Source organism: Rhizobium sp. BR 315 (genome assembly GCF_050577975.1).
GTDB lineage: Bacteria > Pseudomonadota > Alphaproteobacteria > Rhizobiales > Rhizobiaceae > Rhizobium > Rhizobium miluonense.
On the sequence record NZ_JARWKZ010000008.1, the window covers coordinates 100,847 to 116,664 of the forward strand.

Consider the following 15,818-nt stretch of genomic DNA (forward strand, 5'->3'; position numbering starts at 1 on the left):
GGGCTATACCCGACTACTCTTCGCTTGCGCTGCGGCCATGGGCCCAATTCATATAAAGTTCCAAAGCCTTGCGGGCGACCGGTCCCTCCTGGAATTCGCGATCATCCAGGCGCTTGACGCCGACGACCTTGGAATAGTTGCCGGTCGTGAAAACCTCGTCGGCCGCCTTGAACTGCTCCACAGACAGGGTTTCCTCGCGAACGTCGAACCCTTCCTGGCGCAGCAGGCCGATGACGCGGGCGCGGGTGATGCCGGCAAGGAAGGTGCGGTTGGCGATCGGCGTGTAGACGATGCCGTCCTTGACCATGAAGACGTTGGATGCGGCGGTTTCGGCGACGTTGCCGTTCATGTCGCACACCAGTGCATTATCGAAACCGCGCTTCCTGGCCTCCAGGATCATGCGGCCGCTGTTCGGATAGAGCGAACCGGCCTTGGCGTCGGTCATCGCCGTTTCCGGCGACGGGCGGCGGAAGGGCGAGACGGTGAGCGTGATGCCGCCATTGCCGCCGAGCGGCGCTTCAAACAAGCAAAGCGCGAAACGCGTCGATTCCGGATCGACGGCGACGACGCTGCCGGGCGAGCCATGCTCGCCCCAATACATGGGCTTGATGTAGATCGGCGTCTTGCCGTCGAATTTCCTGATGCCTTCCCAGGCGAGCGCTTCGATTTCCTCAGCCGTCTTGACCGGCTTCAAGCCCATGGCAACGGCGGAGCGGTTGACGCGCTGGCAGTGCAGATCGAGATCGGGCGCAATACCATCGAACCAGCGCGCGCCGTCGAACACCGTCGAGGCGAGCCACATGGCGTGAGACGTCGGCCCGATCAGCGGCGGATTGCCTTGGAGCCATTCTCCTTCGACATAGGTCCAGGTGGTAGAGCGGGGCGACGTATCGACTGCCATGGTAGCTTCCTCTCTTAATTGGCGAAGAGCAAATAACCGCACAATCTCAAGGTCAAGCAGAAACTGCGCGGCAAAATCCATTTGCAACAAAGCGCCCGATATCGCATTCATAGCGCAATTTTCATGCGCCGAAACAACAACTTGACGAATGGGTTCATCAGGAAAAATGATGAGCCGAACAGACGGCAGGCAAACAGGGAGAACTCCGATGAAAGCCATATATTACGAGTCTTTCGAGGCGACGCCCGAGATCCGTACCCTGCCCGATCCGACACCGGTCGAGGACGGCGTGGTGATCGCCGTCGGCGCGACCGGGCTCTGCCGCAGCGACTGGCATGGCTGGATGGGTCATGATCCGGATATCAAGCTGCCGCATGTGCCTGGACACGAGCTTGCCGGCAAGGTCGTCGCGGCCGGTCGCGGCGTCGTCCGCTTCAAGGTCGGCGATCGCGTCACCGTTCCCTTCGTATCGGGCTGCGGCCATTGCGCCGAGTGCCACTCAGGCAACCAGCAGGTCTGCCCCAGCCAATTCCAGCCCGGCTTCACCCATTGGGGCTCCTTTGCCGAATATGTCGCCATCGATTATGCCGACACCAATCTCGTTCACCTGCCCGAGACGGTCGACGACGCGACGGCGGCAAGCCTCGGCTGCCGTTTCGCCACCTCCTTCCGCGCCGTTGCGGATCAGGCGAAGACGCGCCCCGGCGAATGGATCGCCGTGCATGGCTGCGGCGGCGTCGGCCTGTCGGCGATCATGATCGCCAGCGCCCTAGGCGCCAATGCCATCGCCATCGATATTTCCGACGAGAAGCTGGCTTTCGCCCGCGAATGCGGCGCAGTGGCGACGATCAATGCGGCTGAGGTCGCCGATGTGGCAGAGGCGGTGCGCGAAATCACCAAGGGCGGCGCCCATGTCTCGATCGACGCGCTCGGCCATCCCACGACCTGCTTCAACTCCATCAAGAATCTGCGCCGCCGCGGCCGGCATGTGCAGGTCGGCCTCATGCTCGGCGACTATGCAACGCCGCAGATTCCGATGGCGCAGGTCATCGGCCATGAGCTCGAAATCTATGGCAGCCACGGCATGCAGGCCTGGCGCTACGATGCCATGCTCGACATGCTCGCCGCCGGCAAGATCGCGCCACAGAAGCTCATCGGCCGCAAGATCAGCCTGGACGAGGCCGTCCCCGCGCTGATGACGCTGGACAAGGCCGAGGGCAAGGGCATCAGCGTGATCACGCAATTTTGAACCATGCCGTTGAAGGGCATGAAACCTCAAGATTGACCCGCTTCGCCCGGTTCAACCGGGCGATGAAGATGTGGTTTCGAAAAACTGTCACGCAATCCGGATAGACTCATTCATCCGATGCCCTTGCGCAAATGTCATTTCGTGCCCAGATTGCCGCCCATGCCCGAAAGCGAGCCTCATAGTTCCTGCTCCAGGAAAGCCGGCCCGACAAATAGCGATCCGGATAGCGACGGCTGTACCAGCCGCGCGGTGGCATTGGCGCGCGGCATCTTACTCGACAAACAGAAGGAAAGAATTGGCAGGCCCATCGCGGCCGGCGCCAAGCTTGCACATTGATGATCTTCGACTGGCTATCCGACCCTTCCGCCTGGATCGGTCTTGCTACCCTGATCGTTCTCGAGATTGTTCTCGGTATCGACAATCTCGTCTTCATTGCGATTCTGGCCGACAAGCTGCCGCCGCACCAGCGCGACGCCGCGCGCATGATCGGCCTGGCGCTGGCCCTCATCATCCGTCTGGCGCTGCTAGCCTCCATCGCCTGGGTGGTGACGCTGACGGCGCCGCTGGTCAGCGTCTGGGGCTATGGCCTGTCCGGCCGCGACATCATCCTGATCCTCGGTGGCATGTTCCTGCTGTTCAAGGGTACGATGGAGTTGCACGAGCGGCTGGAAGGACACGAAGCACAGGGCGAAAAGAAGCTCGTCCATGCCGTCTTCTGGCAGGTGATCGTACAGATCGTCGTGCTGGATGCGATCTTCTCGCTGGACAGCGTCATCACCGCCGTCGGCATGGTGCCACAGCTTTCTATCATGATGGTTGCCGTCATCATTGCGGTCGGGGTCATGCTATTTCTGTCGAAGCCGCTGATGGCCTTCGTCTCGAAGCATCCGACCGTCGTCATCCTCTGCCTCGGCTTCCTGATGATGATCGGCTTCTCGCTTGTTGTCGAAGGCTTCGGCTTCCATGTGCCGAAGGGCTATCTCTATGCCGCGATAGGCTTCTCGATCATTATCGAGACGCTGAACCAGCTCGCCCGCCGCAATAAGGAGCGGCTGATTACGCCAAGCAATATCCGCAATCGCACGGCCGATGCAGTCCTCGGCCTTCTCGGCGCCACGCGGCCGCAAGGCGCACTTGGCGAACCGACCGAGAAGACGGCCGAAAAAACCGTCAGCGAAGAGGTATTCTCAACCGAGGAGAAGGACATGATTCATGGCGTGCTCACGCTTGCCGACCGCTCGGCGCGCTCGATCATGACGCCACGGACCGATATCGCCTGGCTGGACCTCGACAAGCCGCGCGAGGAGCAGCAACGCCGTGTCATCGAGATCGGCCATTCGCGCTTTCCGGTGGTCCGCGGCAGCCTTGACGATTTCGTTGGCATCGCCAGCGCCCGCGACGTGATGCGCGACCTGATGGAAAAGGGCGAGATCGATCTGGAGCGCTCCATCCGCCAGCCGCTCGCCGTGCATGAGAGCATCAACGTGCTCAAACTGATGGAGCGGCTGCGCCATCAGAATCAGGCCATGGCGCTGGTGCTCGACGAATACGGCGAGATCGAAGGACTGGTGACGACAACGGACCTTTTCGAGGCCATTGCCGGCGAGTTCCCCGACGAGGAGGACGAGCGCCTGACGATCGACAAGGGCGAGGACGGATCGCTGACCGTCGACGGCTGGATCGACATCCGCCATCTCTCCAAGCTTGTTGGCACCGACCTCGTCGACGAAACAGATCGCTATTCGACGCTTGCCGGTTTCATCCTGTGGGGTCTCGGCCATCTGCCGCATGAAGGTGAGAGCTTCAATTCTGGCCGACTCGCTTTCGAAGTGGTCAAACTCAATGGCCGAAATATCGACAAGGTCCGCATTCAACCGTTGGAATATGCAATCTAGAAAGAGGATAAGCTCATGGCATGGTCTGCCGGCCAATATGTGAAATTCGAGGATGAACGCACGCGCCCGGCGCGCGACCTGCTGGCGCAAGTGCCGCTGGAGCGCATCGAGCGGGCGATCGACCTCGGTTGCGGCCCCGGCAATTCGACGGAACTGATCGTCGAGCGATACGGCGCCGCGGGCGTCTCCGGCCTCGATAGCGACGACAACATGCTGGACGCCGCACGCAAGCGCATGCCCGGCACGGCCTTCGCCAACGCCGATCTCGCGACCTGGCGCCCCGAGGAGCCCGTCGACCTGCTGTTTGCCAATGCCGTCTTTCAGTGGCTGCCGAACCATCTGGATGTTCTCGACCATCTGATGGATGGCCTGAAGCCTGGCGGCGTGCTTGCCGTGCAGATGCCCGACAATCTGACCGAGCCGAGCCATCTGATGATGGAAGAAACCGGCAAGAATGGCCCCTGGAGCGAGGCCTTTGCCAAGAAGAGCGTGCGCCGCAATCCGCTCCCCGCCCCTTCGGTCTATTACAACAGGCTGATCGGCAAATCGGCTCGCGTCGATATCTGGCACACCAACTACAATCATGCGCTGGAAAATGCGGCTGCTATCGTCGAATGGGTGAAGGGTACGGGCCTGCGTCCCTATCTCGACCATGCCGGCGCCGAACATCGCGAGGCCTTCGCGGCCGAATATCTGAAACATATCGAGAAAGCCTATCCGCCGCTCGTGGACGGCAGGGTGCTGTTGCGCTTCCCGCGGCTCTTCCTGGTCGCAGTGAAGAAATAGGCGCGTTATCCCTCCTTAAAAAGTCTGACGATGGCGGTGCGTCGATCCCATCGACAACCGGCGTCGGCCCGCGCTAGAACACAAGCAGCCAAAGCTGAAACAGCAATAGCTCCGAGGAGATAGTCGATGTCGTCCAGAAGCCCCCTCTATGGCCGCCACAAGGAGAAGTGCTCATGACCACCCCCGACGTCGCACCCGCCCCACCGCTGACTTTCGTGATCTTTGGTGCCACGGGCGATCTCACCCGCCGTCTTCTTATTCCAACTCTGATCAACATGACTCGCAGTGGGCTTGTGGGGGAGGATCTGCATATCCTTGGCGTCGGCATCGAGACTGGCGGTGTCGATATGCTGCTGGAGCGTCTGGACGCATTTTTGAAAACGTCCGGCGACATCGACGATCTGGAGCGGCGAGACGCATGGCAAAGCCTGCGGAAGCGCGTCAGCTACATCTCGGGCGACTTCACCCAGAACGCCGTCTATAGGGAAATCGCGAATTACCTTTCGCATGCACAAAGCGCCAACGCGGCCTTCTATTTCGCCGTGCCGCCAAGTTTCTTCGGAGATATCGCCGAAAAGCTGTCAGAGAATGGCCTGACAGATGAAACGACGGGCGCCTTCCGCCGCATCGCGATTGAAAAGCCCTTCGGCCGCGATCTTGCCTCGGCGCAGGCGTTGAACGCGCGACTGCTGAATCATGCCGATGAAAGCCAGATTTATCGCATCGATCACTTCCTCGGCAAGGAAACCGTCCAGAACATCATGACGACGCGCTTTGCGAACATGATGATCGAGGCGCTCTGGAACAACAACTATATCGACCATGTCCAGATCACCGCGGCCGAACTAGTGGATGTTGGCCTTCGCGGCAAATTCTACGATGCGACCGGCGCCTTGCGCGACATGGTGCCTAATCATCTCTTCCAGCTCCTCGCGATGGTGGCCATGGAGCCGCCGAACAGCTTCGACGCGGAATCGATCCGCAACGAAAAAGCCAAGGTCCTAAAGGCACTGCGGCATTATTCGCAGGAAGAAGCTGCCAAGAACGGGGTACGCGGCGCCTATACGGCGGGCCCGCTAAATGGCAGAGATCTGCATGCTTACACTCAGACTGCCGACGTCGCGCCCGACAGCGATACGGAAACCTTCGTGGCGCTGAAGCTCTTCGTCGATACGTGGCGCTGGGCCGGCGTGCCCTTCTACCTGCGCACCGGCAAGGCGATGAAGGCGCGCGATACGGAAGTGGTCATCACCTTCCGGCAGGTGCCTTTCGCGCAGTTCCCCCGCCAGGGCTCGAGCCCGGAACTGCCGCCGAACAGGCTCATCATCCAGGTGCAGCCCGACGAGGGTCTGGACATGGAGATTTCGATCAAGTCACCGGGGTTGGTGCTGAAAACCGCGCCGGTTTCGCTCGACTTCCGCTATGCCGACAATTTCGACATCGGCAAGCAGACCGGCTACGAGAGCCTGTTCTACGAACTCTTCGTCGGCGACCAGACCCTCTTCCAGCGCGCCGACGGCATCGAAGCCGGCTGGGCGGCCGTGCAACCCTTCCTCGATCTTTGGGCCGAAGGCGGCAAGCCCGACCCTTATGCACCCGGCAGCACCGGCCCGGCCTGTGCCGACGAACTCATCGGACGCGACGGCCGCAAATGGCACCAGATCGATGGGACGTCAAGCGGCAGGAGGGTTTGAGGTTGAAACGGGCCGGTATCGGTGGATACCGATGCCGGCCGATCTACTTCTACTCGATCTTACTGCCAAAGGCCTGTTTTGGCCGTTGAGGCTACGGAATTTCCGCCGAGCTATTGGACCCGATCGGCTTCAAGCGCCTCAACCGCTGGCCTCATTGTCGACTTCAGGACAACAATTTTATTGTTTTGGCGTTTTCGACTTTCCACAATCGACGGCGGCAATAGTGGAATTATCCGAATTTTGTACAGACTCTCGAAGGACGGAACAGCCGCTGGCTTTCTCTATCGCCTTTACATTCCCCGCATAGATAGTCGGGTTGATAATCAGGAGAGATGATCCCGTCGGGCGAGTCAAGCCAGCCTGCCATGAGTTCTTTGCTGAAAGTGGCCGGGCCATATATTCGGTGCCGTCAATAGTTACGACCTTCGAATCTGGAAAATAGCCCGACACAGTAGAGCACCCTGCCAGCACAACAAACGCAAAGACTTTTAAGAACTGCTTCATATTCGCCCCAATCCCTCACGAAGACGCCTGCACGACTCGCGTCGAAGTTTCACACATTGGACGGAATATACGTTTTACGTGTTGCAGCAAGAGCATTCTCAGCTTGAGATTGAGCCGCAACGAGGACGCCGGGATGGCTTGAGGCTTTCTGCTCCTGCACTTGCGTCCTCAACAAAAAGCCCCACGGCATCACCGCGGGGCTTTTTACTATCGGCGGTAATACGGATTAGATGAACTGGCTCAGGCCCGGAACGGAATTCACGACTTCGTCGACGACTTCGTTGCCGGCATATTGCCGGGCGGTTGCGACCGTTTCCTTTGCAAGCGAGGTAATGTCGCCCATGCCGAGGCCGGTGCTCATCAGCTGCTGGCCGAGGCCCATGATGCCGCCGCCGGCGCCGACCGCGCTCAACAGACCGCCGAGAAGGCCACCGCCGCCCGAGCCCTGATCGCCGCCATACTGTGCGACGAGATCGGTTGCGCCGGGAAAGGCTTCAATCATCTTGGTAACGGGGCCATCCGGCGCTTCGCGCTGCAGGAAGCTGAGAATCATTCCGACAGCCTTCTCCGCGAGGTCGGGAGCGATACCGGCTTTGGTCGCGATCTGGTCAATAACTTCGTTCACTGTGGCCTCCTGCCTTTACGACGTTAACGTCAACGTAACTGAATGAAGCAACCGACACAAGCCGCGCCGGAGGCCGTCATTCTACCAGAAGCGGAACCCAACGCGAATGGTTGTCCCTCTTCATGCGAGTTCTTATAACAGTGTCAGGACAAATCGATGAATGGCCCTGGCAGCTTGCAAAAGCTGCTGTGCCGCCGCCCAAAGGGAGACGACACCATGCCGCAGCTGGATGGACAGATTTTCGTCGGCGCGAGCCGCAATCCGGATGAAAGCATCAACAAGGATGAGTTCCTGACGCTGAAATTCGGCAACCGCCACGGCCTCGTCACTGGCGCCACTGGCACCGGCAAGACGGTGACGCTGCAGGTTCTGGCTGAGGGCTTTTCCAAGGCCGGCGTGCCGGTGTTCTGCGCCGATATCAAGGGCGATCTCTCCGGCATCGCCGTCAAGGGCGAGGCCAAGGATTTCCTGCTCAAGCGCGCCGAGGAAATCGGCCTGTCGCCCTACGAATTCGATCAGTTCCCGGTCATCTTCTGGGATCTTTACGGCGAAAAGGGCCATCGGGTGCGCACGACCATCGCCGAGATGGGGCCGCTGCTGCTAGCGCGGTTGATGGACGCTTCCGAGGCGCAGGAGGGCGTACTCAACATCGCCTTCAAGATCGCCGATGAAAGCGGCTGGGCGCTGCTCGACCTCAAGGATCTGCAGGCGCTGCTGAACTATATGGGCGACAATGCCAGCGAGCTTTCCAGCAAATACGGACTGATCTCGAAATCCTCCGTCGGTTCGATCCAGCGTGCGATGCTTGTCCTGGAGCAGCAGGGTGCGGAAAACTTCTTCGGCGAGCCGGCGCTGAAGATTTCCGACATCATGCGGGTCAGCAATGATGGCTATGGCCAGGTTTCGGTGCTTGCAGCCGACAAGCTGATGATGAATCCGCGCCTCTATGCGACCTTCCTGCTGTGGCTGCTGTCGGAATTGTTCGAGGAACTGCCCGAAGTGGGCGATCCGGAAAAGCCGAAGCTCGTCTTCTTTTTCGATGAAGCACACCTGCTCTTCAACGATGCACCGAAGGTGTTGATCGAGCGTGTCGAGCAGGTGGTGCGCCTGATCCGCTCCAAGGGTGTCGGCGTCTATTTCGTCACGCAAAATCCGCTCGATGTGCCGGAAACCGTGCTGGCGCAGCTCGGCAACCGTGTGCAGCATGCGCTGCGCGCCTATACGCCGCGCGAGCAGAAGGCCGTGCAGACGGCGGCGACCACCTTCCGGCCCAACCCCGCCTTCGATTGCGCCGAGGTCATTACCACGCTCGGCACCGGGGAAGCATTGGTGTCGATGCTGGAGGGCAAGGGCGCACCGTCGATCGTCGAGCGCACGCTGATCCGCCCGCCAGCCGGCCGCATCGGTCCGGTGAACGATGTCGAGCGTCAGGCCATCATCCATGCCAGCCCGGTTGCCGGCGTCTACGACCAGACGATCGACCGCGAATCAGCCTATGAAATCCTGACGGAACGCGCGCGCAAGGCTGCCGCGCCGCAAAATGAGAGCGCTGGCGATGGCTGGACGCTGCCAGGCTTCGGTGGCGACAGCAACAAGTCGTCCGGCCGCCGCTCCGGCTATCAGCGCGAGACGATCATGGAAGCGGCGCTGAAGAGCGTGGCGCGCACGGTCGCCACACAGGTCGGACGCGCATTGGTCCGCGGCATTCTCGGCAGCTTGAAACGGTAGAAAGTTACCCTCCCCTTGAGGGTCAGAGCAAAGCTTCGGGAGGGGTGATCCTTCGAACCAGGAAATCACCCCCACCCGCCGCTTTGCGGCTACCTCCCCTCAAGGGAGGTGTTATTTTAGCGCACCGGCGCGACCAGCGAGAAGAACGCTCCCTGCGGGTCGGTGGCCTGAACGATCCAGCTGCCGCCGGGGACCTCCATCGGGCCGTTGGTAATCTTGCCACCGCCTTCGGTGATGCGGATGATTGCCGCATCGATCGCCGGGACATTGATGTAGAAGTTCCAGGCCGGCACCGGCATTTCCGCCGGCTTGGTCATGATGCCGCCGAAGTCGCGATCGCCGATCTTGAAGATTTTGTACACGCCCATCGGCCCCATGTCGAAATCGGAACTCGATTCCCAGCCGAACATCTCGCAATAGAAATCGAAGGCCTTCGGGCCGTCGCCGGCATAAAGTTCGTGCCAGCCGAAGTAGCCGGGAGTGGCAGGGGCCGCCGGCTCCCAATCCTGGCCCGGCAGCGGCGTGAAGAGGCAGAAGGCAGCGCCATAGGGATCGGTGACGACGGAGAAGCGGCCGACACCCGGAATATCAGTCGGTTCACGGTAGATCTTGCCGCCTTTGCCGGCGACCGTCTTGGTTGCTTCGTCGACATTGGGAACACCGATATAGCCAGTCCAGCAGGGCGGCGTGCCCATGGCCTTCGCCTCTGCCGGCAGTATCATCAATCCGGCAACGGGGCCGGCGCCGGCGCTAAACAGCGTATAGTCCATTCCGACATCAGGCATGCCGGCATCCGCCGCATCCCAGCCGACGACCTTGGTATAGAAAGCTTCGGCCGCCTTCATGTCGGTGGTCATCAGCTCGTACCAGACGAAATATCCCTTATCAGCCATTGTATCTCTCCCCATTGTGATTGTTGCACTGTCCGTCTCGTCCCGAGCCGGCTTTCGGCGCGAGCGCATCATGGCCAATGAAAGTGACGGCCAAACGATGGTCGATCGATTGATCCGTCCGTCTCCGGCAAACACGCGCTAGGTACTATCTAGGCAGCAAGGGCAATGTTTCGACCCCCACCCCCTACAGCTTGAACCAAGCCACCTCATTATACCTCAATGGCAGCAGGAATGTGCCTGCTGCGTATCCTCATATTCGTCGTGGCGACGAACAAAATTCATCGTGCTGCTTTCGTTGCGTCCCTTGGGGGCTCGATCGAGGATCATCAGCGTGCCGATCAATTCCTCGGGGCCGCGGGCATAGCTCGAATAAGTGTGGAAGAGATTGCCAGCTTCGTCCTTGTAGAAGGCGCTGAGACCGGGAAGCTCATCATACCCTTCGGCCGAATCCATAGGCGTGAAGTTGTAGAAAACGGTCTCGCCGGCAAGCTGCTCCTTCGAGAAGGAGACATGATAATCGAAATTGAAGTCGTTGGCGTAGGACGACACCCAGGGGAAACCCCAGCCCATGCGTTTCTTGTAGGCTTCCACCTTCTCCAGCGGCGCGCGGGAAACGGCAACCAGGGTAACGTCGTGGTGATTGAGGTGCGGCAGCGCCCCATCGAAATGATCGGCAAGGAACGAACAGCCGGTGCATCCGGCATCCCAATCCGGGCCGAGCATAAAATGATAGATGATCAGCTGGCTGCGGCCACCGAAGAGATCCGCAAGCGTCCTCTTGCCGTCCGGCGTGTCGAAAACATAGTCTTTATCGACCTTTACCCAGGGCAAGGCCAAGCGTTCCGCATTGACGCGATCGCGAAGATGCGTTGCCTCTTTTTCGCTGGCAAGCAGTTGGCGGCGGGCCTCCAGCCACACCTCCCTGGAAACGACCTGGTTCATTGTCAGCGCCCTCCTCCGGCGTTTTCATCCCCAAATCTTGACAAATACATTGATATCAATATTAATGAATCATGTCAAACGCAGTCGAAATCCCCTTTGAAACCACGCTGTTAGTGCGCGACACATGCCTTTGCCTGCACGTGCAGCGAGCGGCACGCGCCTTGGCCCGCCGCTTTGATGAGGCGCTGCGGCCCTTCGGGCTCACCAACGGCCAATTCTCTCTGATGATGTCGTTGAACAGGCCGGCGCCGGCATCCATGGGGTCGATCACGGCACTCCTGGCAATAGATCAGACGACGCTGACGGCGGCGTTGAAGCCGCTGGAACGGCGGGGATGGGTTAGCATCATGCCCAATCCGAAAGATCGGCGCGCGCGCCTGCTCAGCCTCACGCCATCGGGAAAGGCAGCGCTTGCCGCCGCCGTACCGATCTGGAAGACGACACATGCGGTACTCGAGGAACGGCTGCCCGACGGCGATGGCAACCGCCTGCGCAGCGATCTTGCTACTCTGCTCTGAACTGCCGTTCCGACAGCCGGGGATCGCCGTCGAAATCCAGCCTTTCGAAACCGATCCGGCGCCGGGGAAATTCGCATAGCGCCTGGACACCGACGCGTGACAGCCGGATGCGCCATGTCTGGCGCTCCACAGGTTCGCGCGCCGAGAAGGCTTTAGCCGTGAGCAGTGCGATATTCCTGCCACCCTGAGGATCGCGGACGGAGCGATAGAGGATTGCCTCGATGCCGCCTGTCCGCGCCGCCTCCGCAAGTGACTGGCAGGCTTCATAATTGACGGGATCCGCCCAGTGCTGCCGATCGCGATCCAAAGGAGACGCGGTCAGATCGATCGCCGCATTCGTGGTGATCGCCGCGGCAAAGGCGGTGTATTCAGCGGCATTGGCGGGCAACGGCGTGTCAGGGGAATCGCGGAAGAAAAGCAGCCTGTAGAAGCTCATCTCCGCCAAGGCCGTCTCCACCTGCTCCGAGGCGTAGAAAACGCCGAGCGTGCGACCTGCACGACGGAAGCGGGAACCATGGGGATAGATCGCTCCGTAGCGAAAGGGTGTGGCAAGCAGATAGTCGAGCCCGGCACATTCCGGCGGCAGGACCGGCTTACTTTCCTCCAGGATGCTTTCAAGGAGAGCCTGTTCCTCCAGCGTATCCACAAGCTTCAGCGTCGAAACCTGATGCTGCGATTCCACCAGTCGCCAATATTGGCCGGAAATGGCCCTCGCCTCAGATGAGAGCGCGGCGGGCGTCCAGATAGGCAATGACATCGGTCAAACCGGAAATCGAGGTGATCTTGTCGATGGGTGCTGCGCCGAAGGCGATATTGCCGTTGCGCAGCCATTGGCGCGCCACAGCCTCATCGCCGCCAACGATGGCATCGAGCGAACGGAAGAGACGAACGAGAAGCACGGCCAGCTCGAACGGCTTGCTTTCGCGCTCGAGCAGATGATCCTGCCGCTTCATGCGCGAAATGGTTGCTTCCGATACACCGATGACGGCCGCAAGTATGCGGGCGTTCAATCCCAACCGCTCGGCGGCATTGACAACGGCCTTGGTGATGACGAGCGCTTCGCCGGGCCTCGCATGATCTATTACCTGGGCATTTATCATGACTACTTCCTTTCCCAAGAAAAGATATAGCACTTTTCTTGCAAAAGAAAAGGAGCGGCCGATGAAACCTGCCGCTCCTTTTCAATATATCCGGCCTTAGATTGGCAGGCCGTTCATTCCGGCTCAGACAACCGCGAATGCCACTTCGGTCGAGGTGCGCATGGCGTGGCTATAGGGGCACACGATATGCGCAGCGGCGGCGAGCTTTTCGGCCTCGGCTTTGTCCATGCCGGGGATGTGAACAGCCAGGGACACTTCGATGCCGAAGCCGGTACCGTCTGCGCGCGGGCCGATGCCGACAGTCGCCGTGACCTTTGCGTCTTCCGGAATCTTGACCTTCTGCTGGCCTGCGACAAATTTCAGAGCACCCAGGAAGCAGGCGGAATAGCCGGCCGCGAAGAGCTGCTCCGGATTGGTGCCGGTGGCGCCATCGCCGCCGAGTTCCTTCGGCACGGTCAAGGTGACGTCAAGGACGCCATTTTCGGAAACTGCATGGCCGGCGCGGCCACCGGTGGCGGAAGCTTTGGTCGTATAGAGAATAGGCATGTCATGTCTCCTTCGGTTTGGATGGAGATCATATACAGCACGATTTAATCGTGCGCAATATGTATTTTTTGCAATTTGATTTTGCAAGGTGAATTTGTGACAATGGCTCCAACAAGAAAATGGCGGAGCAGCAATGACGGACAAGGCAGATGGGCGCACCATGATCCCGGATGAGGAAACGCGGCTTGAAAGGCAGCTTTGCTTTGCCGTTTACAGCGCCGCGCATGCTTTCAACCGCGCCTACAAACCAATCCTCGATCGCGTCGGCCTCACCTATCCGCAATATCTCGTGATGCTCGTGCTGTGGGAAAAGGGCAGTCTTTCGGTCAAGATCATCGGCGAAAAGCTGGATCTCGATTCCGGGACGCTGTCGCCTCTTTTGAAGCGATTGGAGCAGGCCGGACTGATCGGCCGTGCACGCGACCCGAGGGACGAGCGTCAGGTGATCGTTTCGTTGACGGAGAAGGGTACCGACATGCAATGCCAGGTCGGCAGCATTATGGATGCCATCGGCCAAGCCACCGGCTGCGACATGACCGAGATAGCCCATTTGCGCAACCAGTTGCAGCGGTTGAAGGCCAATCTGGCCGCCGAGTGAAACCAAGCCTGAGCGCCCTGCTCGGTGCGTCGACGCGGTCAGCAAAAATAAGTCAGCAAAAATAAAAAGGGCGCCACATCCGGGCGCCCTGCTACTTCTTCGGTGATGCGCTCCTACGACGTCACCAGGATCGGCGCACGCTCCGGCACGCGATCGTAGAGATCGATGACATCCTGATTCAGCAGGCGGACGCAGCCGGAAGAAACGGCCTTGCCGATGGAACGCCAGTCCGGATTGCCGTGCAGGCGGTAAAGCGAGTCCTGCTTGTCCTCGAAAATATATAGAGCGCGCGCGCCAAGCGGGTTCTTCAGGCCCGGTTCCATGCCGCCATTGGCGATGGAGAACTTGACGAGTTCCGGCTGACGGGCAACCATTTCATCCGGCGGGTTCCAGCGCGGCCACTTCTTGCGCCACTGGATAACGCCACGGCCCTGCCAGGCAAAGCCCTCGCGACCGACGCCGATGCCATAGCGCATGGCGGTGCCGCCCTGCTCGGTGACGTAAAGCATGCGCTGCGTCGTGTTGACCACCACCGTACCCGGCGCTTCGCCCGTCGGATCAACGACGCGCTGACGATAGAAGCGCTGGTCGATCTGCTGATAGGGAACTGCCGGAACATGGAAGCCGCCATCATCGAGCGGCGCGTAGATTACCGCCGGATCCGGCTGTTCGCCATCATAGCTGGAGAACCAGGTCCGGAAGGGTCTGGGCGAACCGGAATATTGCACCGGGCTGACGACAGTACCGTTGTCGACAGCAGAAGCACAGCCGGCGAGCGTCGAGACAGCACCGATGCCGGCAAGGGCAAGGAAATTACGTCGGGATAGAGATGAAGGAAGGCTCATGTCGACAGCATAGTTCCTGTTGAAGAGGAAGCGAGAACCCGCAACACATAAGCTGATTCGGCTCCCCGAGAGGTTTGCAGAGACAGAGACAAAACTAAAGAGCGCAGTTGAACCCGGCTATCGCTCTTATGCAACATCACGAAAATTTGTGGTAAAATATCCCTACAAAACGACGATTTCCGTCCTCACAGGCACTCGGCTGTACAGATCCATCACGTCCTGGTTGAGCATGCGCACACAACCGGACGAAGCCGCTCTGCCGATCGACTGCCAATCCGGCGTGCCGTGGACGCGATAAAGCGTATCCTTGCCGTTTTGAAAGATGTAGAGCGCGCGGGCGCCGAGTGGATTGGTCGGCCCCGGATTCATGCCACCGCGCTCGGCCGACAATGGCTTCATCTGCGGTTCGCGAGCGACCATTTCCGCCGGCGGCGTCCAGCGCGGCCATTTCTGCTTCCATTGGATCACGCCCCTACCATGCCAGGCATAGCCGGCCGCGCCGAGACCGACGCCATAGCGCATGGCCTTGCCGCCCGGCTCGATGAAATAGAGAAAGTGCTCCCTGGTATCGACGATGATGGTGCCGGGCCGTTCATTGGTCTTGTAATCCACTTCCTGGCGCAGGAAGCGCGGATCGATGCGCTTGTAGGGGATGGCCGGCAGCGTGAAGTCGTCTTCGCTCTTCTGCGCATACATGGCCTGATGCACCGGATTGAAGGTCGGCAAGCCATAGGTCTGATGGAACTGGGTGCGGAAGAGATCACGCGATTTCGGCACGGGCTGCACCGGCAGACGCTGCACCCTCTGCGGATCGATACCTTCCGGGCGATAGAAGATCGGCGAGGTTTCCTGCACGAACCGATCCGGATCGGTCGCACCGGTATCGGGAATGATGCTGCAGGCGGACAAGGTCGCCAAAGCGGCAGCGGCAAGCAGGTGGCGGGAAACGGGCAGCAGATCGGCCATCATCGGAAACCAGTTGGAACACATGTCG

The 15,818-nt window shown here is 60.0% G+C and carries 17 protein-coding genes; 7 read left to right on the plus strand and 10 right to left on the minus strand.

All coding sequences use genetic code 11. The annotated features are described in order from the left end of the window. Positions 1 to 13: 13 nt before the first annotated feature. Positions 14 to 901 (minus strand): branched-chain amino acid aminotransferase, encoded by an 888-nt coding sequence (locus QD409_RS11535; protein WP_092845847.1) that lies wholly within the window; start codon positions 899 to 901, stop codon positions 14 to 16. Positions 902 to 1,109: 208 nt separating this feature from the next. Between QD409_RS11535 and QD409_RS11540 the strand changes: the two genes are divergently transcribed. From QD409_RS11540 to zwf, 4 genes are all read left to right on the plus strand, one after another. Continuing rightward, positions 1,110 to 2,150 carry a zinc-dependent alcohol dehydrogenase family protein gene (locus QD409_RS11540; RefSeq protein WP_092845849.1) on the plus strand — a complete coding sequence of 347 codons (1,041 nt, stop codon included), beginning with the start codon at positions 1,110 to 1,112 and terminating at the stop codon, positions 2,148 to 2,150. Between the two features lie 335 nt (positions 2,151 to 2,485). After that, the gene (locus QD409_RS11545; RefSeq protein ID WP_092845853.1) at positions 2,486 to 4,045 is read left to right on the plus strand and encodes a TerC family protein; all 1,560 of its coding nucleotides are present in this window, start codon (positions 2,486 to 2,488) and stop codon (positions 4,043 to 4,045) included. A gap of 15 nt (positions 4,046 to 4,060) precedes the next feature. Continuing rightward, entirely contained in the window at positions 4,061 to 4,831 is a 771-nt protein-coding gene (tam, locus tag QD409_RS11550) for a trans-aconitate 2-methyltransferase (RefSeq protein WP_092845855.1), read from the plus strand. Between the two features lie 173 nt (positions 4,832 to 5,004). Next, positions 5,005 to 6,525 carry a glucose-6-phosphate dehydrogenase gene (gene zwf, locus QD409_RS11555; protein WP_092845857.1) on the plus strand — a complete coding sequence of 507 codons (1,521 nt, stop codon included), beginning with the start codon at positions 5,005 to 5,007 and terminating at the stop codon, positions 6,523 to 6,525. A gap of 177 nt (positions 6,526 to 6,702) precedes the next feature. Here zwf and QD409_RS11560 read toward each other — a convergent pair whose 3' ends face one another. Further along, on the minus strand, positions 6,703 to 7,029 hold the full coding sequence (locus QD409_RS11560) for a hypothetical protein (protein WP_139115039.1): 327 nt from the start codon (positions 7,027 to 7,029) through the stop codon (positions 6,703 to 6,705). Between the two features lie 226 nt (positions 7,030 to 7,255). Then, on the minus strand, positions 7,256 to 7,654 hold the full coding sequence (locus tag QD409_RS11565) for a hypothetical protein (RefSeq protein WP_092845859.1): 399 nt from the start codon (positions 7,652 to 7,654) through the stop codon (positions 7,256 to 7,258). 216 nt (positions 7,655 to 7,870) lie between these two features. On the opposite strand from QD409_RS11565, the gene QD409_RS11570 reads away from it, so the two are divergent. Then, the gene (locus QD409_RS11570; protein ID WP_092846020.1) at positions 7,871 to 9,382 is read left to right on the plus strand and encodes a helicase HerA-like C-terminal domain-containing protein; all 1,512 of its coding nucleotides are present in this window, start codon (positions 7,871 to 7,873) and stop codon (positions 9,380 to 9,382) included. 116 nt (positions 9,383 to 9,498) lie between these two features. Here the strand turns inward: QD409_RS11570 and QD409_RS11575 are convergent, their stop codons facing one another. Together QD409_RS11575 and QD409_RS11580 are read right to left on the minus strand one after the other, a co-directional pair. Then, positions 9,499 to 10,275, minus strand: coding sequence for a VOC family protein (locus tag QD409_RS11575; protein ID WP_092845861.1), 777 nt, complete (start codon positions 10,273 to 10,275; stop codon positions 9,499 to 9,501). Between the two features lie 216 nt (positions 10,276 to 10,491). Then, positions 10,492 to 11,217: a DUF899 domain-containing protein gene (locus QD409_RS11580; RefSeq protein WP_092845863.1), complete on the minus strand. Its 726-nt coding sequence runs from the start codon at positions 11,215 to 11,217 to the stop codon at positions 10,492 to 10,494. 71 nt (positions 11,218 to 11,288) lie between these two features. On the opposite strand from QD409_RS11580, the gene QD409_RS11585 reads away from it, so the two are divergent. Beyond that, the gene (locus QD409_RS11585) at positions 11,289 to 11,735 is read left to right on the plus strand and encodes a MarR family winged helix-turn-helix transcriptional regulator (protein WP_092845865.1); all 447 of its coding nucleotides are present in this window, start codon (positions 11,289 to 11,291) and stop codon (positions 11,733 to 11,735) included. Here QD409_RS11585 and QD409_RS11590 read toward each other — a convergent pair. From QD409_RS11590 to QD409_RS11600, 3 genes are all read right to left on the minus strand, one after another. After that, positions 11,722 to 12,492, minus strand: a complete 771-nt coding sequence (locus QD409_RS11590) for an RES family NAD+ phosphorylase (RefSeq protein WP_092845867.1) — start codon at positions 12,490 to 12,492, stop codon at positions 11,722 to 11,724. The two genes, QD409_RS11585 and QD409_RS11590, sit on opposite strands and share 14 nt — an antisense overlap. Then, positions 12,452 to 12,835: an MbcA/ParS/Xre antitoxin family protein gene (locus tag QD409_RS11595; RefSeq protein ID WP_092845869.1), complete on the minus strand. Its 384-nt coding sequence runs from the start codon at positions 12,833 to 12,835 to the stop codon at positions 12,452 to 12,454. The genes QD409_RS11590 and QD409_RS11595 overlap by 41 nt, the downstream gene beginning before the upstream one ends. 123 nt (positions 12,836 to 12,958) lie before the next feature. Then, complete coding sequence (locus tag QD409_RS11600) at positions 12,959 to 13,381, minus strand: organic hydroperoxide resistance protein (protein ID WP_092845871.1); 423 nt, start codon at positions 13,379 to 13,381, stop codon at positions 12,959 to 12,961. Positions 13,382 to 13,514: 133 nt separating this feature from the next. Here QD409_RS11600 and QD409_RS11605 point away from each other — a divergent pair, with 133 nt between their 5' ends. Next, positions 13,515 to 13,979 (plus strand): MarR family winged helix-turn-helix transcriptional regulator, encoded by a 465-nt coding sequence (locus tag QD409_RS11605; RefSeq protein WP_092845873.1) that lies wholly within the window; start codon positions 13,515 to 13,517, stop codon positions 13,977 to 13,979. 113 nt (positions 13,980 to 14,092) lie between these two features. Here the strand turns inward: QD409_RS11605 and QD409_RS11610 are convergent, their stop codons facing one another. Together QD409_RS11610 and QD409_RS11615 are read right to left on the minus strand one after the other, a co-directional pair. Beyond that, a complete protein-coding gene (locus QD409_RS11610; protein WP_092845875.1) occupies positions 14,093 to 14,824 on the minus strand; it encodes a L,D-transpeptidase family protein in 732 nt (243 codons plus the stop codon). Between the two features lie 162 nt (positions 14,825 to 14,986). Beyond that, positions 14,987 to 15,790, minus strand: a complete 804-nt coding sequence (locus QD409_RS11615; RefSeq protein ID WP_167667937.1) for a L,D-transpeptidase — start codon at positions 15,788 to 15,790, stop codon at positions 14,987 to 14,989. Positions 15,791 to 15,818 lie beyond the last annotated feature (28 nt).